This window comes from Trinickia sp. (assembly GCF_035492435.1).
GTDB lineage: Bacteria > Pseudomonadota > Gammaproteobacteria > Burkholderiales > Burkholderiaceae > Trinickia.
The window spans coordinates 1-17567 of record NZ_DATJJF010000132.1; the positions used below are offsets into that span (position 1 = coordinate 1).

Below are 17567 nucleotides of genomic sequence, written 5' to 3' on the forward strand. Positions count from 1 at the left end.
GCCTTCAGATAAACCGGCTCGGGCTTCATACCCAGGCCGACCCCGGGCGGCGTGCCGGTCGCGATGATGTCGCCCGGCTGCAAGCTCATGCATTCGGACAGGTACGCGACCAGCTTCGCGACTGAAAAAATCATCGTCCGCGTATTGCCGTTTTGATAGCGTCGACCATCGACCTCGAGCCAAAGGTCGAGATTTTGCGGGTCCGCGATCTCATCGCGCGTGACAAGCCAAGGTCCGGTCGGCCCGAACGTGTCGAATCCCTTGCCCTTGTCCCACTGGCCGCCGCTTCGCTCGAGCTGCCACGCGCGCTCCGATACGTCGTTGACGATACAGTAGCCGGCGACATAATCGAGCGCGTTCGCCTCGTCCACATTTTTGCAGGGCCGCCCGATGACCACACCCAGTTCGACTTCCCAATCGGTCTTCGTCGAGCCGCGCGGAATTTCAACGTCGTCGTTCGGCCCAACAATTGCGCTCGTCCACTTGTTGAAAACGACCGGCTCCTTCGGAATCGGCATGCCCGCTTCCTCAGCATGATCGACGTAGTTGAGGCCGATTGCGACCATCTTGCCGACACGGCCGACGCACGCACCGATGCGCGGCTGCACAGCCACCAGCGGCAACGATGCCGGATCAAGCCCGCGCAGGCGCGCAAGGCTGACATCAGACAAGACGTCGCCGGCAATGTCGTCGACATGCTCCGACAAGTCGCGGATTTGGCCGTCGGCATCGAGCAGTCCCGGTTTTTCCTGGCCTTTCGGCCCATAGCGAAGAAGTTTCATATGAGATCTGAGGGTGGAGGAAGGATTGAGAAAGGGGCGGTGCACAACAGCGCCGGTGCGTGGGAGCACCTCGAACATCGATTCGTGCCCACGCTCGATCGCCGCTGCACTATTGTGTCTCTTTTGGTATGCATCTACCCGTAGCGGGCGGGGTAGATATTGGGGTCGTCAACACTTTTTCAAAGGAGAAGATGTCATGTCGCTTGAAAAGGTTCTCTATCGCGCTCATGCTCATACCACCGGCGGCCGCGACGGCCGTTCCGTCGTGCCCGAAAGCAATCTCGACCTGAAGCTGACGACACCTCGTGAACTTGGCGGCGCCGGCGGCGACGGTACCAATCCCGAGCAATTGTTCGCGGCGGGCTACAGTGCCTGTTTCATCGGCGCCATGAAGTTCGTCGCGTCCCGCGAGAAGATTGCGATGCCGGCGGACGCTTCGATCGACGCCAACGTCGGTATCGGTCCGCTCCCGAGCGGCTTCGGCATCGAAGTGGAGCTGAAGATATCGCTGCCCGGCATGGATCGCGCACAAGCGCAGGCGCTGATCGATAAAGCGCATTACGTATGCCCGTATTCGAACGCGACACGCAACAACATCGACGTGAAGCTCACGCTGGTTTGAGGCGCCCGACGCCGAGGCGGCGTTTGGCGTTGAGCTTCGCGCGTTTCGCGTCTCCTGTGCATGCGCGGGCATCGTCAATCGAGTCGCCGAGACAAGAAAGCAGGAGGCGCCGGCCTCGGCACACGGCCAGCCAGGATCGGCAGCCATTGCAGCAAGTTCGCGGGTGCGCTCCGGCCCGCGAACTCAAAAAACAGACGAAGCGCACCGGGCGCGCGGGCCGGCGACGATAGCGACAGCCGGTTCAAGCACAAGCGGGCCGGCCACTCCCCCGTCGAACAAGCAACACCAACGCGCTAAACACAATGACGGTCGTCACTACGGCAAAGATTAAAGTCGCTCGCTCGATGCCCAAGCGCTGGACGACCAGCCCGAGACCGATGACCGGCAGCGAGATCGCCACGTACAGAACGACAAAAAAGCTCGATGTGACTTCAGCGCGCCGATTTGCCGGACTGTTGGCGGCAAGTTCTGCGAGACTCGCGCGAAGGCCGATGCCCTGCCCCACGCCGGCCAGCACCGTACCGATGAGCAGCGCACTGAGCGAACGCTCGGCGGCGCAGGCCGCGATAGCGATAAGTCCCGCCATCAGCGCGATACAGCCCACTGGCTGCCGCCACCGATCGGGCAGGCGCCCTTGCATCACCTGTCCGACACCGGAGCACGCGAAAACCAGGAACACGAGAGCACCGATCACGACGGCGTTGCGATACCCCAACTCTGCTCCAATCAACTGCGGCGCGACGGCCGCAAAGAAACCGACGACGACGAAGCCCGCGAAGCCTGTGAGCGCGGCAGGCACAAACGCGTCGCGCACTTGCTGCGGCAGCGAAATGCGCTGAAAGCGCAGATTCACTCGATCGGGCCGCGCGGCCGTTTCAGGCGCAAACCAAACACCCGCTACGGCAAAGCAAAGCAATCCAAGGTGTACGACATACGGCGTCAGCATCGGATCTGGCAGCGTTTGGACCAATACCCCGCTTAACAATGGTCCGCAGCCAAGTCCCAGCATGTTCGAAGCGGCCGCAGCCAGCGTCGCCTGACTGCGCCAGGCGGGGGGCGCTAGCTCGATGACGGTAACCGTCGCCGTGCCGGTAAAGATGCCCGCCGAGATCCCTGAAAGTAGCCGAGCCAGCAGCAACCCGGCCAACCCGCCGCTCTCGATGAACGCGATGGCCGACAAGGCCGACGCGCATAGGCCTGCAAACAGCATGCGCCTGCGCCCGAGCTGATCAGACCAGTTTCCGACCGTCAGCAGCGCAGCGAGCACGCCCAAGGCGTAGCTTGCATAGATGACGGTGACCATCGGTGCCGTAAATCCGTATTGCAACTGGTAATACCTGTAAATAGGCGTCGGCAAAGTTGTGCCCATCATATTGATCATGAATGTTGCCGTGATCCAAATGAACGGGATTGCCGATTGCGGCGCCTTGGAATTTACTTTCATTTACCCCACCAAATAATTGCAAGCGTTTTGTGGAACCCTGCATGATCTAGAGTTCGTTATTGTCAAAATCCGCTCCAGTGTGCGACTCAAAGGGATCATACAGGCGGCATCCGCAACCTGCCAGAAGGCGGCGCCGCTATAATTCGATTGCCCATCACTGCCACGGCGCCATGGCTTGAGAGGAAGTTCCTTTCGGCACCTACGGCGACACCTGCCGGCTTCCTCGACGCGGTCCTACCACGAAATAACATTGGTGACTGGGCGGAGTTATAAATGAATTTGAATAGACAAAGGTTGACGATTGCAACGCGTTTGATTGCGGGGCTTGGCATTCTATTGGCGACACTCGTCGCATTGACGGCGATTGCAATTGGCCAAGTGGAAACTGTTCGAGCGCGGCTCGACGACGTAATCGACGTCAACGGCGTGAAGGAGCGATATGCGATCAATTTTCGCGGCAGTGTGCATGACCGCTCGATCGCCATTCGCGATGTGACGCTCGTGCCCCCCGAAGAGTTGCCCTCCGTGATCGAGCACATCAGGGATCTGGCGCAACAATACAGCGAATCGGCGACGCCGCTCGCCGCCATCTACGCCGAGCGCACCGACATCACGCCACAGGAACGGGACATCTACGCACGCGTAAAGGCCGCGCAGGTACGCGCTACCCCATTGATCGATCAGGTCATCGCGCTGCAGCAAGCGAGCGACGTACAGGGCGCACGCAAGCTTCTCCTGGATCAAGCCCGCCCGGCGCTTGTCGAGTGGCTTGCCGGCATCAACGCGCTCATCGACTTCCAGGAACAATTGAGCCAACAAGAGGCGGCCGAGGCGCGCAAGATCAGCACGGACTTCAAGCTGTTGATGAGCGCGCTGACGGTGCTGGCATGCGTGTTTGGCGGCATCATCGTCTACCTCCTCGTGCGGCACATCACGAAAGCGCTTGGGGCGGAACCCGGTGAAGTTGCCGAAGTGGCGGAATCGATTCGAGCGGGCAACCTTGCGATGCCCATCCGCTTGCGCACGGGCGATACCTCGAGCGTCATGGCGTCAATGGCCCGCATGCAGCAGCGGCTCGCCGAGATTGTCACAGAGATGCGTAACGCCGCGCAAAGCGTCGCCGCGACCACCGAGCAAATCGCGCGCGGGAATGAAGACCTCAGTGCCCGTACCGAGCAGCAAGCGAGCGCACTCGAGCAGGCTAGCGGTGCGCTCGGGCAGTTCGATGCCAGCGTCGCAGCCAACGCACAAAGCGCCGGCAATGCCGACGACCTTGCGAAGCAAGCATCGGAGACCTCGGCCCAAGGCGGGACGGCAGTGGGTCGCGTTGTCGACACCATGCGTGCAATCGGCGCATCGTCAACCCGGATCGAGGACATCATCGCCGTCATCGATTCGATTGCGTTTCAGACCAACCTGCTCTCCCTCAATGCCGCCGTCGAAGCAGCGCGCGCCGGGGCGCAGGGCCGAGGCTTCGCCGTCGTTGCGGGGGAAGTGCGCGTGCTCGCGCAACGAAGCGCGACGGCCGCGAAAGAAATCAGGGAGCTGATTGCCGCAAGCAGCGCTCGGATTGAGGAGGGAGGCACGCAGGTGAACGCAGCGGGCGCGACAATTTCGAACGTCGTGGAAGCGTCGCGCCGCGTCACGGACATCATGGAAGCGATTCATGAGGCTTGCCGCTCTCAGGCGCTCCAGATCGGGGAAGTGCGTGACGTAATCGAGACGCTCGAGCGCAATACGCAGCAGAACGTGACGCTCGTGCAGCAATCAACCGCGGCCGCGAAGATCCTCAAGAGTCGTGCGCAGGGCCTGCTCGATGCCGCCGATGTCTTCGTATTGCCGGCAGCTTGATCAACTAGCCTCCACCAGCGCGGAATAAGCGCCGCAAATACGCGTGACCCGCAGCCGGTGCAGCTCGCCGGCTCAGCAGACGGGCGCCCATGGCTGCTTAAGAGACGTCACTTCCTGCGGCACGGATGCGTGGCGGGCACGTCATGGCCCGCAAACGCATTCGACCGACCGATCGAAGCGATCACCCGCAATACAAGCTCAGATGCTTACGCTGGGCGGCATCACGTTCATTGAACAACAAAAAACCCGCAAAGCCATTAGCCATGCGGGTTTCAGGATACTGCACCAAGCTTTTTAACCGACCTTGGCCCTTGCGAACGGAATGGTGGGTGCTGAGAGGCTCGAACTCCCGACCTACGCCTTGTAAGGGCGCCGCTCTACCAACTGAGCTAAGCACCCGTTCGCACTACCCGAGCTATTCACTACGCTAAGTCAACACACCCAATCGTGGTGACTTTTTTCCGCATGACAGCCGGGCTTGCAGGTGGTTTGCTGACGAACATTCATGAATCGCTTTGCTCGTTCAGCAAGTCCGCTAGTTTAGCGCATCTTTTAGCGCTTTGCCAGGCTTAAATCGCGGAATTTTCGCTGCAGCGATTTTGATCTCTGCGCCCGTGCGGGGATTGCGCCCGGTGCGGGCCATCCGCTTCCCGACCACGAATGTACCGAAGCCGACCAAAGTGACCGAGTCGCCTTTTTTCAACGTGCTCTTGACGCCGCCAATCACCGCATCGAGAGCGCGCCCCGCTGCCGCTTTCGACAAGTCCGCCTGCTGTGCGATGTGGTCGATCAGTTCCGTCTTGTTCATGCGATCCCCTGAGCATGGATGTTGAGCATCTTGACGCGCCGGAGAGGCGCGGCGTGGCACAGCGCGAAGCTGAGTCCGCTCATTACAATGATCCGAAACATCGCTGTCAACCGTGGTTTTTGTAGGCGAACTGCCGCTATTCGCCGCCGTTATTCGCACCGCAGGGCCACGCACCGTCGCGTGAGCCGAGCCGCCAGGGCTCGCCATACGCACAGCCTAAAAAGGAAATTTCTTTCAAGCAAAAGACAAAAAAGCCCGCGGGTGGTAACTCCCCGCGGGCTTCGCTATCAAGCTCTCAAGCGTTAAGGTGTTCACAAATCGAACGCCGAAACACGCTCAATGCTTGACGAACTCCGTCGTTGCCGGCTCCTTGGCCGCCTCTGCGACAGGCGCTTCTTTCGGCTCTTCCTCCGGCAGCGACTCGGGCATGCGCTCGAGCGCGAGCTCGAGCACCTTGTCGATCCACCGCACCGGGACGATTTCGATTGCGTTTTTGACGTTGTCAGGGATTTCGGTCAAGTCCTTGACGTTCTCTTCCGGGATCAGCACAAGCTTGATGCCGCCACGGTGAGCCGCAAGCAGCTTCTCCTTCAATCCGCCGATCGGCAGCACTTCGCCGCGCAGCGTGATCTCGCCCGTCATCGCCACATCGGCGCGCACCGGAATGCCTGTCAGTACAGACACGAGCGCCGTCGTCATCGCAATGCCGGCCGAAGGGCCATCTTTCGGCGTCGCGCCCTCGGGCACGTGAATGTGGATGTCCCGCTTTTCGAACGCCTCGTCCTTGACGCCGAGCCGGCGCGAGCGTGAGCGCACCACGGAGCGCGCCGCTTCTACGGACTCCTTCATCACGTCGCCAAGCGAACCGGTGCGGATCACGTTGCCTTTGCCAGGCATCACGGCCGCTTCGATCGTCAGCAGATCGCCGCCGACTTCCGTCCAGGCCAGACCCGTCACCTGCCCGGTCTGGTTCTGCTTCGCCGCGAGACCGAAATCGAACTTGCGAACGCCAAGGAACGTGTCGAGGTTCTCGCTCTCAACCTTGACCGCGCCGTCGGCCTTCTTCAGCAAGAGCATCTTCACGACCTTGCGGCAGATCTTCGAGATTTCACGCTCGAGCGAGCGCACGCCGGCTTCGCGCGTGTAGTAGCGAATGATGTCGCGGATCGCCTCCTCGGCAACCTCGATCTCATCGTCCTTCAGACCGTTGTTGCGCTTCTGTTTCGGCAACAGGTAGCGCTGGGCAATGCTGACCTTTTCGTCTTCCGTGTAACCGGATAAACGAATCACTTCCATCCGATCGAGCAGCGGCGGCGGAATGTTGAGCGAGTTCGACGTCGCGACGAACATCACGTCCGAGAGGTCAAAGTCGACCTCGACGTAGTGATCGGCGAACGTGTGGTTCTGCTCCGGATCGAGCACTTCCAGCAGCGCTGATGAAGGATCGCCGCGGAAATCCATACCCATCTTGTCGACTTCATCGAGCAAGAAGAGCGGATTGCGCACGCCAACCTTGGTCAAGCTTTGCAGAATCTTGCCCGGCATCGAACCGATGTAAGTGCGGCGATGGCCGCGAATTTCCGCCTCGTCGCGCACGCCGCCCAACGCCATGCGCACGAACTTGCGGTTCGTTGCGCGCGCGATCGACTGGCCGAGCGACGTCTTGCCGACCCCCGGAGGGCCAACCAGGCAAAGAATCGGCGCTTTCACCTTGTCGACGCGTTGCTGCACCGCAAGGTACTCGAGAATGCGTTCCTTGACCTTCTCTAGCCCGAAGTGATCCTCGTCGAGCACCTTTTCAGCATTGGTCAGATCGTTGTTGACCTTGCTCTTCTTGCGCCATGGCAATCCGATCAGCGTATCGATGTAGTTGCGCACCACCGTCGCTTCGGCCGACATCGGCGACATCAGCTTCAGCTTCTTGAGCTCAGCGTCAGCCTTCTTTTTCGCTTCCTTCGGCATGCGCGCCGCTTCGATGCGCTTCTCGAGCTCTTCGAGGTCGGCACCCTCCTCGCCCTCGCCAAGCTCCTTCTGAATCGCCTTGACTTGCTCGTTCAGGTAGTACTCGCGCTGGCTCTTTTCCATTTGACGCTTGACGCGTCCACGGATGCGCTTTTCGACCTGCAGAATGTCGATCTCCGCTTCCAGTTGCGCGAGCAGGTGCTCGAGCCGCTCGATCACGGGAAACATCTCGAGAATATGCTGCTTCTGGTCGAGCTTGAGCGGCAAGTGCGCGGCAATGGTGTCGGCCAGCCGGCCCGCTTCATCGATGCCGGCGAGCGACGTGAGAATCTCGGGCGGAATCTTCTTGTTCAGCTTCACATACTGATCGAACTGCGACACGATCGCGCGTCGCAGCGCTTCGGTTTCGGCGCTGTCGGCGTGATCGGGCTCGAGCGGCATGACCTCACATGAGAACTGAGTCTCCTGCTCTTCGATCGACAAGGTATTGGCGCGCTGCAAACCCTCGACCAGTACTTTTACGGTCCCATCGGGCAGCTTCAGCATCTGCAGGATGTTGGCGATACACCCTACTTCGTACATGTCCTTTGCGGTCGGCTCGTCTTTCGCCGCCGTCTTTTGTGCGACAAGCATAATGTGCTTGCCGCCCTCCATCGCTACCTCGAGCGCCTTGATCGACTTCGGCCGCCCCACGAACAGCGGGATAACCATATGCGGGAACACGACGACGTCCCGCAAAGGCAGCAGAGGGAGCGCCGTGCGCTCGGAAGGGAGGAGCTGGGTTCCTGACATTTTCATTTCCCCATGAGTGGATTCATAACATTCGATAATTGAGGCCCGCTGAACCGATTGCAAGCCTTCGCGTGTGGGAAAAGTTGGGTGCGCGTGTCGAGGTAGTCAGTATTACCCACAAGATAAACGAAAAAAGCCGTTCACGTTGGCCATGAACGGCTACTTCTGAAGAAAATATTCTTGATCCCGGTCAATCAATTCGAACCGGCAACCTTCGGCGCTTCCTCGTAGATCAGGAGGGGCTTGCCGTCGGCGTCGATCACGTTGTCGTCAATAATCACTTTGCTGACCCCTTTCATGGCCGGCAATTCATACATGACGTCGAGCAAAGCTTGCTCCAGGATCGACCGCAGGCCGCGGGCACCGGTCTTGCGCTTGATCGCCTTGCGTGCAACCGCCTGAAGCGCCGTCGGCCGGATTTCAAGCTCGACGCGTTCCATCGCAAAGAGCTTGTTATATTGCTTCACAAGCGCGTTCTTCGGTTCGACCAGAATCTTGACGAGTGCCGCTTCGTCGAGCTTGCCGAGCGTCGCCACAACCGGCAGGCGGCCGATCAATTCAGGGATCAACCCGAATTTGATCAGATCTTCGGGCTCAACCTCGCGCAGCACCTCACCCGCGTCGCGTTCCTGCTTGCTCTTGACGGTTGCACCAAAACCGATGCCGGTCTTTTCAGTCCGGTCGGTAATGACTTTTTCCAGACCGTCGAACGCTCCGCCGCAGACGAACAGGATGTTCGTCGTATCGACTTGGATGAAATCCTGATTGGGGTGCTTGCGCCCGCCCTGCGGCGGCACCGATGCCATCGTGCCCTCGACGAGCTTCAGCAGCGCCTGCTGCACCCCTTCGCCGGAGACGTCACGCGTGATCGACGGGTTGTCCGACTTGCGGCTGATCTTGTCGATTTCATCGATGTATACGATGCCGCGCTGAGCCTTTTCGACATCGTAGTTGCAATTCTGCAGCAACTTCTGAATTATGTTCTCGACGTCCTCACCGACATAGCCCGCTTCGGTCAGCGTCGTCGCATCGGCAATAACGAACGGCACGTTCAAGAGCCGCGCCAGCGTCTGCGCAAGCAACGTTTTGCCTGAGCCCGTCGGCCCAATCAGCAAAATATTGCTTTTGGACAGCTCGATGTCGTCTTTTTTGTCGAGATGCTTGAGCCGCTTGTAATGGTTGTACACGGCCACGGCCAGGATCTTCTTCGCGCGCTCCTGACCAATGACGTACTGATCGAGGATTTCACGAATTTCCTGCGGGCTTGGCAGGTCGGACTTCGACAAGCCAGCATCCGCACCCGATCCCGCGGCCTCATCGCGGATGATCTCGTTGCACAAGTCGATGCACTCATCACAGATGAACACCGACGGCCCGGCAATCAGCTTTTTCACCTCATGCTGGCTCTTGCCGCAAAACGAGCAATACAACAGCTTTTCGCTGTTAGAACCTTTCTTGTCCGCCATGGATATACGAGCCTCCGGACACTCGAATCTACTTACGCGGGGCGCGCCGTTCGCCGCGCTATTATTTTGGGGTCACGAGCCACTCGGCCGGCCTCCCGCCGCAACACCCAACCTATTATCGACGATTTATAACATTGCTTGAGCCGGGCAGCCCTCATACCAAGATATGAAAAAGGGTCAAGCCAGGCTGCTAAGCAAGATCAGGGCCGCTTGTGCAAGACCTGATCAATCAGGCCGTATGCTTGAGCGTCCTCACCTGACATAAAGTTGTCGCGGTCCGTATCGCGCGCGATGCGCTCCTCGGGCTGCCCTGTATGGTGCGAAAGCAACTGGTTAAGCCGCTCCTTGAGGTAAAGAATCTCGCGCGCCTGAATTTCGATGTCAGACGCCTGCCCGCGTGCGCCGCCAAGCGGCTGATGAATCATGACACGCGCGTTCGGCAACGCGAAACGCTTGCCTTTCGCGCCTGACGCAAGCAAGAACGCGCCCATGCTGGCCGCGAGCCCCATGCAAAGCGTCGACACGTCAGGCTTGATGAACTGCATCGTGTCGTAAATGGCCATTCCCGCCGAAACCGAGCCGCCCGGGCTGTTGATATAGAGACTGATGTCCTTGTCAGGATTCTCACTCTCGAGAAACAGCAACTGCGCGACCACGAGGTTTGCCGTCTGGTCGTTGACTTCGCCCACCATGAAAACGACGCGCTCCTTCAGCAAGCGCGAATAGATGTCGTACGAGCGTTCACCCCGACCGCTCGTTTCGACGACGATCGGAACGAGTCCGAGCGCCTGCGCTTCCAGATCCCGCGACTGCGAGGCCAACGTGTCCAGCATTTGAGCGCGAAAGGTCATGCAATGGATCCTTTTCGGAATTAGGTCTTGGATGGCGACAGGACATCGATGTCGAGCCCAGACATCGGAAGCCGAGCGCGCCAGCAAAAACGGCGTGAGGCCGTCGCCCCGACGGCCTGCACGCCGTTGCGTGGCGACGCCTTATGCTTGCGCCGAGGCGCTCGCCAGTGCTTCGAAGCCGACTTCCTTGTCCGTCACCTTCGCCTTGCCGAGCACGAACTCTACGACGTTGCTTTCAACGACGTAAGCCTCCATTTCGGCCAAGCGTTGCTTGTTCGAATAATACCAGCGGATCACTTCCTTCGGGTCTTCGTAGCTTTTCGCGAATTCCTCGACCTCAGCGCGGATCTGCTCCGGCTTCGCCTCGAGCTGGTTCGCCTGCACGATCTCGGCGAGCACGAGGCCCAGCTTCACGCGGCGCTCCGCCTGCTCCTTGAACATTTCAGCCGGAATCGGGGCATTTGCCGCGTTCGGCACGCCACGCTGCAAGAGATCTTGGCGCGCCATTTCGACGAGACGCTGCTGATCCTGCTCGATGAGCGCGTTCGGCACGTCGAGTTCGGCGATCTTCAGCAGTGCGTCCATCACCTGGTTTTTCACGATAGCCTGCGTACGACGCTTGGCTTCGCGCTCCAGGTTGTCTTTGATATCGGCGCGCATCTTGGCCAGATCGCCGTCTTCAATGCCAAGCGACTTCGCGAATTCAGCGTCGATCTGCGGCAAGCACGGCCACTCGACCTTCTTCATCGTGATCGTGAACTGCGACGTCTTGCCTGCCACATCCTTGCCGTGATAATCATCCGGGAACTTGAGGTCGAACTCGCGCGATTCGCCGACCTTCAGCCCGGTGGCCGCCGTTTCGAACTCGGGCAGCATGCGCGCTTCGCCGAGCACGAACACGAAATCCTCTGCCGTACCGCCTTGGAATGCTTCACCGTCGAGCTTGCCGACGAAGTCGACCGTGACCCGATCGCCGCTTTGTGCTGCGGTGTCTGCGCCGCCGTCACCGTGCTCGCCAGCCTCGCCGCGCGTGTGGTATTCCACGCGCTGCTTGCGAAGGATGTCGAGCGTGCGGTCGATTTCGGCTTCGGTGATCGTCGTCACCGAACGCTCGATTTCGGCCGTCGACAGTTCGCCCATCTTCACTTCCGGATAAACCTCGAACGTCGCGTCGAACGCGTACGAGTCCGCGTCAGCACCCTCTTTCGGGCTGAAGCTCGGCTGCCCTGCCACGCGCAGGTTCTCCGCGCGGCTGATGTCGAAGAATTCCCGGCCGACTTTGTCGCTCAACACCTCTGCCTCGACCTGCCCTGCATATTGCGCCGTCACCATCTTGAGCGGCACCTTGCCCGGACGGAAACCCGGCATACGCACGGTTTTCGCGATCTGACGGATGCGGGATTCGATTTCTTTTTGCACCGCCTCCTTCGGCAGGGAGATCGTCAAGCGGCGTTCGAGCTTGCCGAGGTTTTCAACAACGTTAGCCATAGCTTCAATCGTCCTAAATTGTTCAAGCGTGTCAGATGTCTTCGCCGTGCCCGCAGCGTCGTTTTGTTACCCGCCGCGAAAAGCACATCCGTCCGCCGGACCTGACCGCCTAATTGCCTATTCGGGCGAGAGCGGGCGAAAAAGGCGCTGCCAAACGCCGTCTTTTTCGCTTGCTTTCGCCTGGCCGCGGCGACCCTGCCTCAACGGCCTGGAGCACGGTTCAGATTGAAAGAATCGGCTATTCTAGCAAACTATTTGCGCGCGCTACCCCTTATGGCCTTTGCGCAGCCGCTTGGCGATTGCGCCAGCATGGATGCCGCAGCCGGTACATGCGGCGCACCGGCAGGGCCGTCGCGGAGCGCTCACGTGTGGTCGCTATATTTTTTCGCCTCTGCGGCGGCCGGGCAAGCAGGGAATCAAGCGCTTTGCGCGGCTTTAGCGACATACATAGAACCGACGAAAGCGCTCAAGTGCTAACCAGACAGGCGAAGCACGGGCGCGAAGGTGCTAAGCGCTTTGTAGGGGATCGATGCGGATGCTGAAGCAGCCAACGAGCCTTGCGCAAGACGGGAGTTAATCGCTGTCTCTCTGGCCGACAACTGATCGGCCGCTTTGCATGGGGTCGGAGCAAGCGCTAAGGCGCTAACAACTTTGCATGGGATCGGAGTAAGCGCTAAAGCGCTAACACTGATCGACCGCTTTGCATGGGATCGGAGTAAGCGCTGAAGCGCTAACACCGATCGACACCTGATAAGCTGTCGCAGAAAGCCGGACGCGCGTGCGCACCGGGAAAACCATCATCAGCAAATAACCGTCCATTCTGGAGACATTCATGCCGAATTCCTCGCCCTCGCCGGTGGTCGTCATCGCCCCCGACTCGTTTAAAGGGTCGCTGAGTGCGCAAGCCGTCGCCGAGGCCATCGCTGCTGGCATCACCCGCGCACGGCCTGACGCTGTCATTCGGCTGTGCCCCATGGCAGACGGCGGCGAAGGCACGCTCGATGCCATGCTCGCGCGCGGCGGAGAACGGCGCACTGTGCGAGTTCGCGGCGCCTCAGGCGCTCCCCGAGACGCCGCGGTGGGACTGCTGCCCGACGGCAGCGCAATCGTGGAATCGGCCGAAATTGTCGGCATCACCGACGAAGTGGCTATGCGCGTGCCGGTCGAAATGCGCAGCACGCGCGGCATGGGAGAAGCCATTCGAATGCTTCTCGATGACGGCGTGCGCCGCTTTTTCGTCGCGCTCGGCGGCAGCAGCACCAACGACGGCGGCGCAGGCCTCCTCGTCGGGCTCGGCCTGAAACTACTCGACAATGAAGGCCGCGAACTCGAGCCGACGCCAGCTCAACTCGCCCAACTCGCCCGTGTGGATGCATCAGGGCTCGACGCACGGCTCGCGCAAGCGTCGTTTTTGGGCATGTCCGATGTCAACAATCCGCTCACGGGCGAGCGCGGCGCCACGGCGGTGTTCGGCCCTCAAAAAGGCGTAGCGGCCGAGCAGGTCACCACGATCGATGCCGTCCTCCAACGCTTCGCCGCGCAGCTTGAGGCGGCGCTCGGCCGCAGCGCAAGCGACCTGCCGGGATCGGGTTCAGCCGGTGGCCTCGGATTCGCGTTGCGCATGCTCGGGGGCGAATTCGAACCGGGCGCCGAAGTCGTAGCACGGCATCTCGCGCTCGATGCGGCGCTCGACGGTGCAAACTGGCTCATTACGGGGGAAGGCCGCTCGGACGTTCAGACGCTCTACGGCAAAGCGCCATTCATTGCGTGCAGCCATGCGCGCGACGCCGGCGTCCCGGCGACGCTGCTTTCGGGTGCGATCGATCCAGCCGCCCTCGAGCGGCTCTCAGAGCATTTTTGCGGCTGCTTCTCGCCAGCGCCGGGGCCGATCACGCTGGACGTCGCCATTCGCGACGCTGCGAAACTACTTGAATGCGAGGCAGCTCAACTCACGCGTCTAAAGTACGGCGCATGAGGGACGTGCGCGTCGTCCGGCCCGCCGGCGACGCCGTCCGCCCTGAGCGCCGCAACGGCGGCATCGCGGCGCTCTGTCGCGCGCTGGAAATCGCGCGTTAAAAAAGTTGAAACACGGGTGAACCGCGAATGCACTCTCGACAGAGTCGCGACCGTTATCCAGCGTAAAGACCGCTATTGGCTGCCCGTTGACGTAACAAGCCAAGCACAGCGTCGCAAAACGGTGTCGGCACGCCGAGCTTGCGACCGAGTTCCGGGAACACGCCCAGTATCGGGTCCAGCTCCAGCGGCCTACCCGCCTCGACGTCCTGCAGCATCGATGTCTTGAACGCACCGAGCTCGCGGGTGACAGCCACGCGATCGGCCGGACTCATGCCCGTCGACAATCCGAGGCGCGTACCGATTTCCTGCGCCTCTTCCATCATTCGAAGCACCAGCGCGTGCGTCAACGGATCGTCGAGCAAGCGGTCGGCCGTTGAACCCGTCAGCGCGCTCAGCGGGTTCATGTTCATGTTGCCCCAGAGCTTGGCCCAAATCTCGTTGCGGATATTGTCGACGGCTTCGACATCGAAGCCACCTTTCGTCAGTGTCGACGCAAAGGCTTGCGCCATTGCCGCATGATCCGGGTGCGCCGCACCCACGATCAGGCGATTTCCGCGGCCCCGCCTCACAAAGCCAGGAGCGTCCGTGGAGGCGGACAAGTGAACCACGCAACCGAGCGCGCGCTCGCCAGGCAGCACACGAGAGACAATCCCGGCGGGATCGACGGCCTCGATGCGCGGCCCTTCCAGCGGTGCTTTCGTGCCGTCGAGAAACCACCATGGCAGACCGTTCATCGCGCTGACAATGATCGTCCGCTCGCCGATGAGAGGCTGAAGGCGCTCGGCAATGGCGGGCAGCGCCTGAGCCTTGAGCGTGATGACGACGAAATCCTGAGAACCGAGCATTACCGCATCATCGCTCGCCTTAACCGTGATCGCGGACTCTCGAGCGTCACCGTCTGCAATGCGGATACCGTGCTCGCGGATGGCCAAGAGCGTCTTGCCCCGCGCGAGCACGCTGACGTCATGACCGGCGCGCGCCAATGCGGCGGCGATCAGCCCACCAATGGCGCCCGCCCCCACCACAGTGGTGCGCGGGATTCGTGGGCTAGCGTGATGGGGGGTGATAGCGTCCAACTCTCGCTCCTTGCTGAAAGGCGCTGCGTGTGACGCGCATCCACCGATACGACATGGCATGAGCGAGCGCGGAGTGAGACCCACTCACGCGATATCAACAGCAAGCCGTCGCCGATGAAAAGAATCGTTCGAGGTGCCGCGCAGCAACAGCAACGCGCGCACTCGAGCGGTTGGGTTATATCGATGGTGCGAGGAGCGGGACTCGAACCCGCACACCATTGCTGGCGTCAGGACCTAAACCTGGTGCGTCTACCAATTTCGCCATCCTCGCAACCGCAACGGCGTCTTGGACGCACGTTGCCCGACTTCAAAGGCGACTCCGAAAGACGTCGCCCTCAAGCGGTGAGCGCGAGATTCTACCTGATTCAGGATTCGATGTGTGCACTAGATGCAGCAATTGCAACGGCAGCTGCGATAACAGCCGCCCTGCCGTTGCGCGCCTGTTATCGCAGCTGCGCGCGCAACACTGCGGCCTTCAGACGACCGCAACATGGGGCGTGCCTTCCGACATCGCCCCGATCACAGCGGCCTCGCCAAACCCATTGGTGCGGAAACATTCGAGCACTGCGTCGACACACGCTGGCGCACACGACACCAGCAAACCGCCCGACGTCTGCGGATCAGTCAACAGAGCCTGTGCAATCGGCGGCAGCTGCGGCGACAACGTGACATCGGCCCCATAAGCCGCCCAATTCCGCCCCGAAGCGCCCGTGACGAAACCAGCTTGGGCAAGCTCAAGCGCCGAGCCGAGCCAGGGCAGCGCCGAGTAATCGACGCGCGCCGCGAGCCCCGCCCCACGGCAGAGCTCGAGCAGGTGTCCGAGCAAGCCGAAGCCGGTCACATCGGTCATCGCATGCACACCCGAAAGCTCAGCGAGTGCGCTGCCTGGCCGGTTGAGCCGAGTGGTGGCATCGATCATCGCCGCATAACCGCCGGCGTCGAGACGACCCTTTTTCAGGGCAGCCGAGAGCACGCCCACACCGAGCGGCTTGCCAAGCACCAGCACGTCGCCCGCGCGCGCACTGGCGTTGCGGAGCACTCGCTCAGGATGCACGACACCAATCGCCGCAAGCCCATAGATCGGCTCCACAGAGTCGATCGAGTGGCCGCCGGCCACCGGGATGCCCGCCGCGGCGCAGACGGCCTCCCCACCCTGGAGAATGCGCGCGATGGTCTCGTGCGGCAGGACGTTGATGGGCATCCCGACGATCGCTAGCGCGAAGAGCGGCTTGCCCCCCATTGCGTAGATATCGGAGAGCGCATTCGTTGCCGCGATGCGGCCGAAGTCGTACGGGTCGTCGACGATCGGCATGAAAAAATCGGTCGTAGCAACAATCGCCTGCTCGTCGTTGAGACGATAGACAGCCGCATCGTCGGCCGTTTCGGACCCGACAAGCAGGTTGGAGAACGCCGGCATCGGCGCCGCCCGCTTCAGTAGCTCGGCCAATACGCCGGGCGCGATCTTGCAGCCGCAACCGCCGCCGTGAGAGAGCTCGGTCAGACGGACAGCCGCCGTTGTCGCAGTGGAAGAGGAATTCATCGTGGTCTCTTAGACAATCAGAAATGCAAGGCAACCGCAGCCAAGCCGCCCACCACGCCGATCGCGAGAACCATCAGCACGATGATCGCGATGGCACGCCCGCCCAAAGAACGCGCGGTCATGGCCAGCGACGGCGCACTGATCGGCGGCAGCGTCATGAGCAACGCGGCAGCAGGGCCGGCCGCAACACCGAGCGACAGCATCGCCTGCACGATCGGCACCTCACCCGCCGTCGGGATGACGAATAGCGTGCCCGCGAGCGCGAAGGCGAGAATCCACACGATGCTGTTGTCGACTTCCGAGCCGATATGCGGGAAGAGCCACGCGCGTGCAGCGCCCAGCAGCAGCACGAGCACAATGTACTCGGGCAAAAGCCGCAGCGTCATCTTCGCAAGCAGCTTGAGCCATTGGCCGAATGCGTTGCTGGACGAGGACGTCTCATTGATCAGCGATTCCAGCCGCGCGCGCGCCGTAGCCCGCTCAGCCGCCGAGGCGGTCCGGTCGACGAGCCAGCCGCCACCAAAGACGAGAACGACGCCCAGTGCGATACGCAGCGCAGTCCAATGCCAGCCGAGTACAAAGCCCATGAAGACCAGCGTCGCCGGGTTGAGCACCGTGTTACCCAGCCAGAATGCCACGGCGGCCCCCTGCGATGCCTCGCGCTTGCGCAGACCAACAACGACGGGAGCCGCGCAGCACGTGCACATCATGCCCGGCAGCGACAGCAATCCACCGACTGCGACGCTGCGAAACCCCGCTTGACCGAGCAAGCGTGCAAGCCATTGCGCCGGCACCAGCGTCTGCACCGC

13 protein-coding genes and 2 tRNA genes are annotated in these 17567 nt (G+C 61.1%); 3 read left to right on the plus strand and 12 right to left on the minus strand.

Going from position 1 to position 17567, the window contains the following annotated elements; all coding sequences use genetic code 11:
• Positions 1-782 (minus strand): fumarylacetoacetate hydrolase family protein (locus VL598_RS10325; RefSeq protein ID WP_325326619.1); only part of this gene is annotated, 782 nt, incomplete at its 3' end.
• 196 nt (positions 783-978) lie between these two features.
• Between VL598_RS10325 and VL598_RS10330 the strand changes: the two genes are divergently transcribed.
• Entirely contained in the window at positions 979-1404 is a 426-nt protein-coding gene (locus VL598_RS10330; RefSeq protein ID WP_325326620.1) for an organic hydroperoxide resistance protein, read from the plus strand.
• A 241-nt stretch (positions 1405-1645) separates the two neighbouring features.
• On the opposite strand, the gene VL598_RS10335 is transcribed toward VL598_RS10330, so the two are convergent.
• Entirely contained in the window at positions 1646-2848 is a 1203-nt protein-coding gene (locus VL598_RS10335) for an MFS transporter (RefSeq protein WP_325326621.1), read from the minus strand.
• 273 nt (positions 2849-3121) lie between these two features.
• On the opposite strand from VL598_RS10335, the gene VL598_RS10340 reads away from it, so the two are divergent.
• Positions 3122-4699 carry a methyl-accepting chemotaxis protein gene (locus tag VL598_RS10340; RefSeq protein ID WP_325326622.1) on the plus strand — a complete coding sequence of 526 codons (1578 nt, stop codon included), beginning with the start codon at positions 3122-3124 and terminating at the stop codon, positions 4697-4699.
• A gap of 323 nt (positions 4700-5022) precedes the next feature.
• Here the strand turns inward: VL598_RS10340 and VL598_RS10345 are convergent.
• The 6 genes from VL598_RS10345 to tig form a co-directional block, all read right to left on the minus strand.
• Positions 5023-5098 (minus strand) — tRNA-Val (locus tag VL598_RS10345).
• Between the two features lie 136 nt (positions 5099-5234).
• A complete protein-coding gene (locus VL598_RS10350; RefSeq protein WP_325326623.1) occupies positions 5235-5714 on the minus strand; it encodes an HU family DNA-binding protein in 480 nt (159 codons plus the stop codon).
• A 129-nt stretch (positions 5715-5843) separates the two neighbouring features.
• Positions 5844-8261, minus strand: coding sequence for an endopeptidase La (gene lon / locus VL598_RS10355; RefSeq protein WP_325326624.1), 2418 nt, complete (start codon positions 8259-8261; stop codon positions 5844-5846).
• Positions 8262-8455: 194 nt separating this feature from the next.
• Positions 8456-9727 carry an ATP-dependent Clp protease ATP-binding subunit ClpX gene (gene clpX, locus VL598_RS10360; protein ID WP_325326625.1) on the minus strand — a complete coding sequence of 424 codons (1272 nt, stop codon included), beginning with the start codon at positions 9725-9727 and terminating at the stop codon, positions 8456-8458.
• Positions 9728-9927: 200 nt separating this feature from the next.
• The gene (gene clpP, locus VL598_RS10365) at positions 9928-10578 is read right to left on the minus strand and encodes an ATP-dependent Clp endopeptidase proteolytic subunit ClpP (RefSeq protein ID WP_325326626.1); all 651 of its coding nucleotides are present in this window, start codon (positions 10576-10578) and stop codon (positions 9928-9930) included.
• 141 nt (positions 10579-10719) lie between these two features.
• Complete coding sequence (gene tig / locus VL598_RS10370) at positions 10720-12066, minus strand: trigger factor (RefSeq protein ID WP_325326627.1); 1347 nt, start codon at positions 12064-12066, stop codon at positions 10720-10722.
• An 832-nt stretch (positions 12067-12898) separates the two neighbouring features.
• Between tig and VL598_RS10375 the strand changes: the two genes are divergently transcribed.
• On the plus strand, positions 12899-14041 hold the full coding sequence (locus VL598_RS10375; RefSeq protein ID WP_325326628.1) for a glycerate kinase: 1143 nt from the start codon (positions 12899-12901) through the stop codon (positions 14039-14041).
• 154 nt (positions 14042-14195) lie between these two features.
• Here VL598_RS10375 and VL598_RS10380 read toward each other — a convergent pair whose 3' ends face one another.
• The 4 genes from VL598_RS10380 to VL598_RS10395 form a co-directional block, all read right to left on the minus strand.
• Positions 14196-15209: a 2-dehydropantoate 2-reductase gene (locus VL598_RS10380; RefSeq protein WP_325326631.1), complete on the minus strand. Its 1014-nt coding sequence runs from the start codon at positions 15207-15209 to the stop codon at positions 14196-14198.
• Between the two features lie 193 nt (positions 15210-15402).
• Positions 15403-15489 (minus strand) — tRNA-Leu (locus VL598_RS10385).
• A gap of 204 nt (positions 15490-15693) precedes the next feature.
• Positions 15694-16758: a selenide, water dikinase SelD gene (gene selD / locus VL598_RS10390; RefSeq protein ID WP_325326629.1), complete on the minus strand. Its 1065-nt coding sequence runs from the start codon at positions 16756-16758 to the stop codon at positions 15694-15696.
• Positions 16759-16775: 17 nt separating this feature from the next.
• The coding region (locus VL598_RS10395; RefSeq protein WP_325326630.1) for a permease at positions 16776-17567 on the minus strand (792 nt) is incomplete at its 5' end.

Excerpts from the sequence above, each read along its gene's own strand:
- VL598_RS10330 (WP_325326620.1), top strand. The coding sequence starts at position 979 with ATGTCGCTTGAAAAGGTTCTCTATCGCGCTCATGCTCATACCACCGGC.
- VL598_RS10335 (WP_325326621.1), bottom strand. The coding sequence starts at position 2,848 with ATGAAAGTAAATTCCAAGGCGCCGCAATCGGCAATCCCGTTCATTTGG.
- VL598_RS10340 (WP_325326622.1), top strand. The coding sequence starts at position 3,122 with ATGAATTTGAATAGACAAAGGTTGACGATTGCAACGCGTTTGATTGCG.
- VL598_RS10350 (WP_325326623.1), bottom strand. The coding sequence starts at position 5,714 with ATGGCGAGCCCTGGCGGCTCGGCTCACGCGACGGTGCGTGGCCCTGCG.
- lon (WP_325326624.1), bottom strand. The coding sequence starts at position 8,261 with ATGTCAGGAACCCAGCTCCTCCCTTCCGAGCGCACGGCGCTCCCTCTG.
- clpX (WP_325326625.1), bottom strand. The coding sequence starts at position 9,727 with ATGGCGGACAAGAAAGGTTCTAACAGCGAAAAGCTGTTGTATTGCTCG.
- clpP (WP_325326626.1), bottom strand. The coding sequence starts at position 10,578 with ATGACCTTTCGCGCTCAAATGCTGGACACGTTGGCCTCGCAGTCGCGG.
- tig (WP_325326627.1), bottom strand. The coding sequence starts at position 12,066 with ATGGCTAACGTTGTTGAAAACCTCGGCAAGCTCGAACGCCGCTTGACG.
- VL598_RS10375 (WP_325326628.1), top strand. The coding sequence starts at position 12,899 with ATGCCGAATTCCTCGCCCTCGCCGGTGGTCGTCATCGCCCCCGACTCG.
- selD (WP_325326629.1), bottom strand. The coding sequence starts at position 16,758 with ATGAATTCCTCTTCCACTGCGACAACGGCGGCTGTCCGTCTGACCGAG.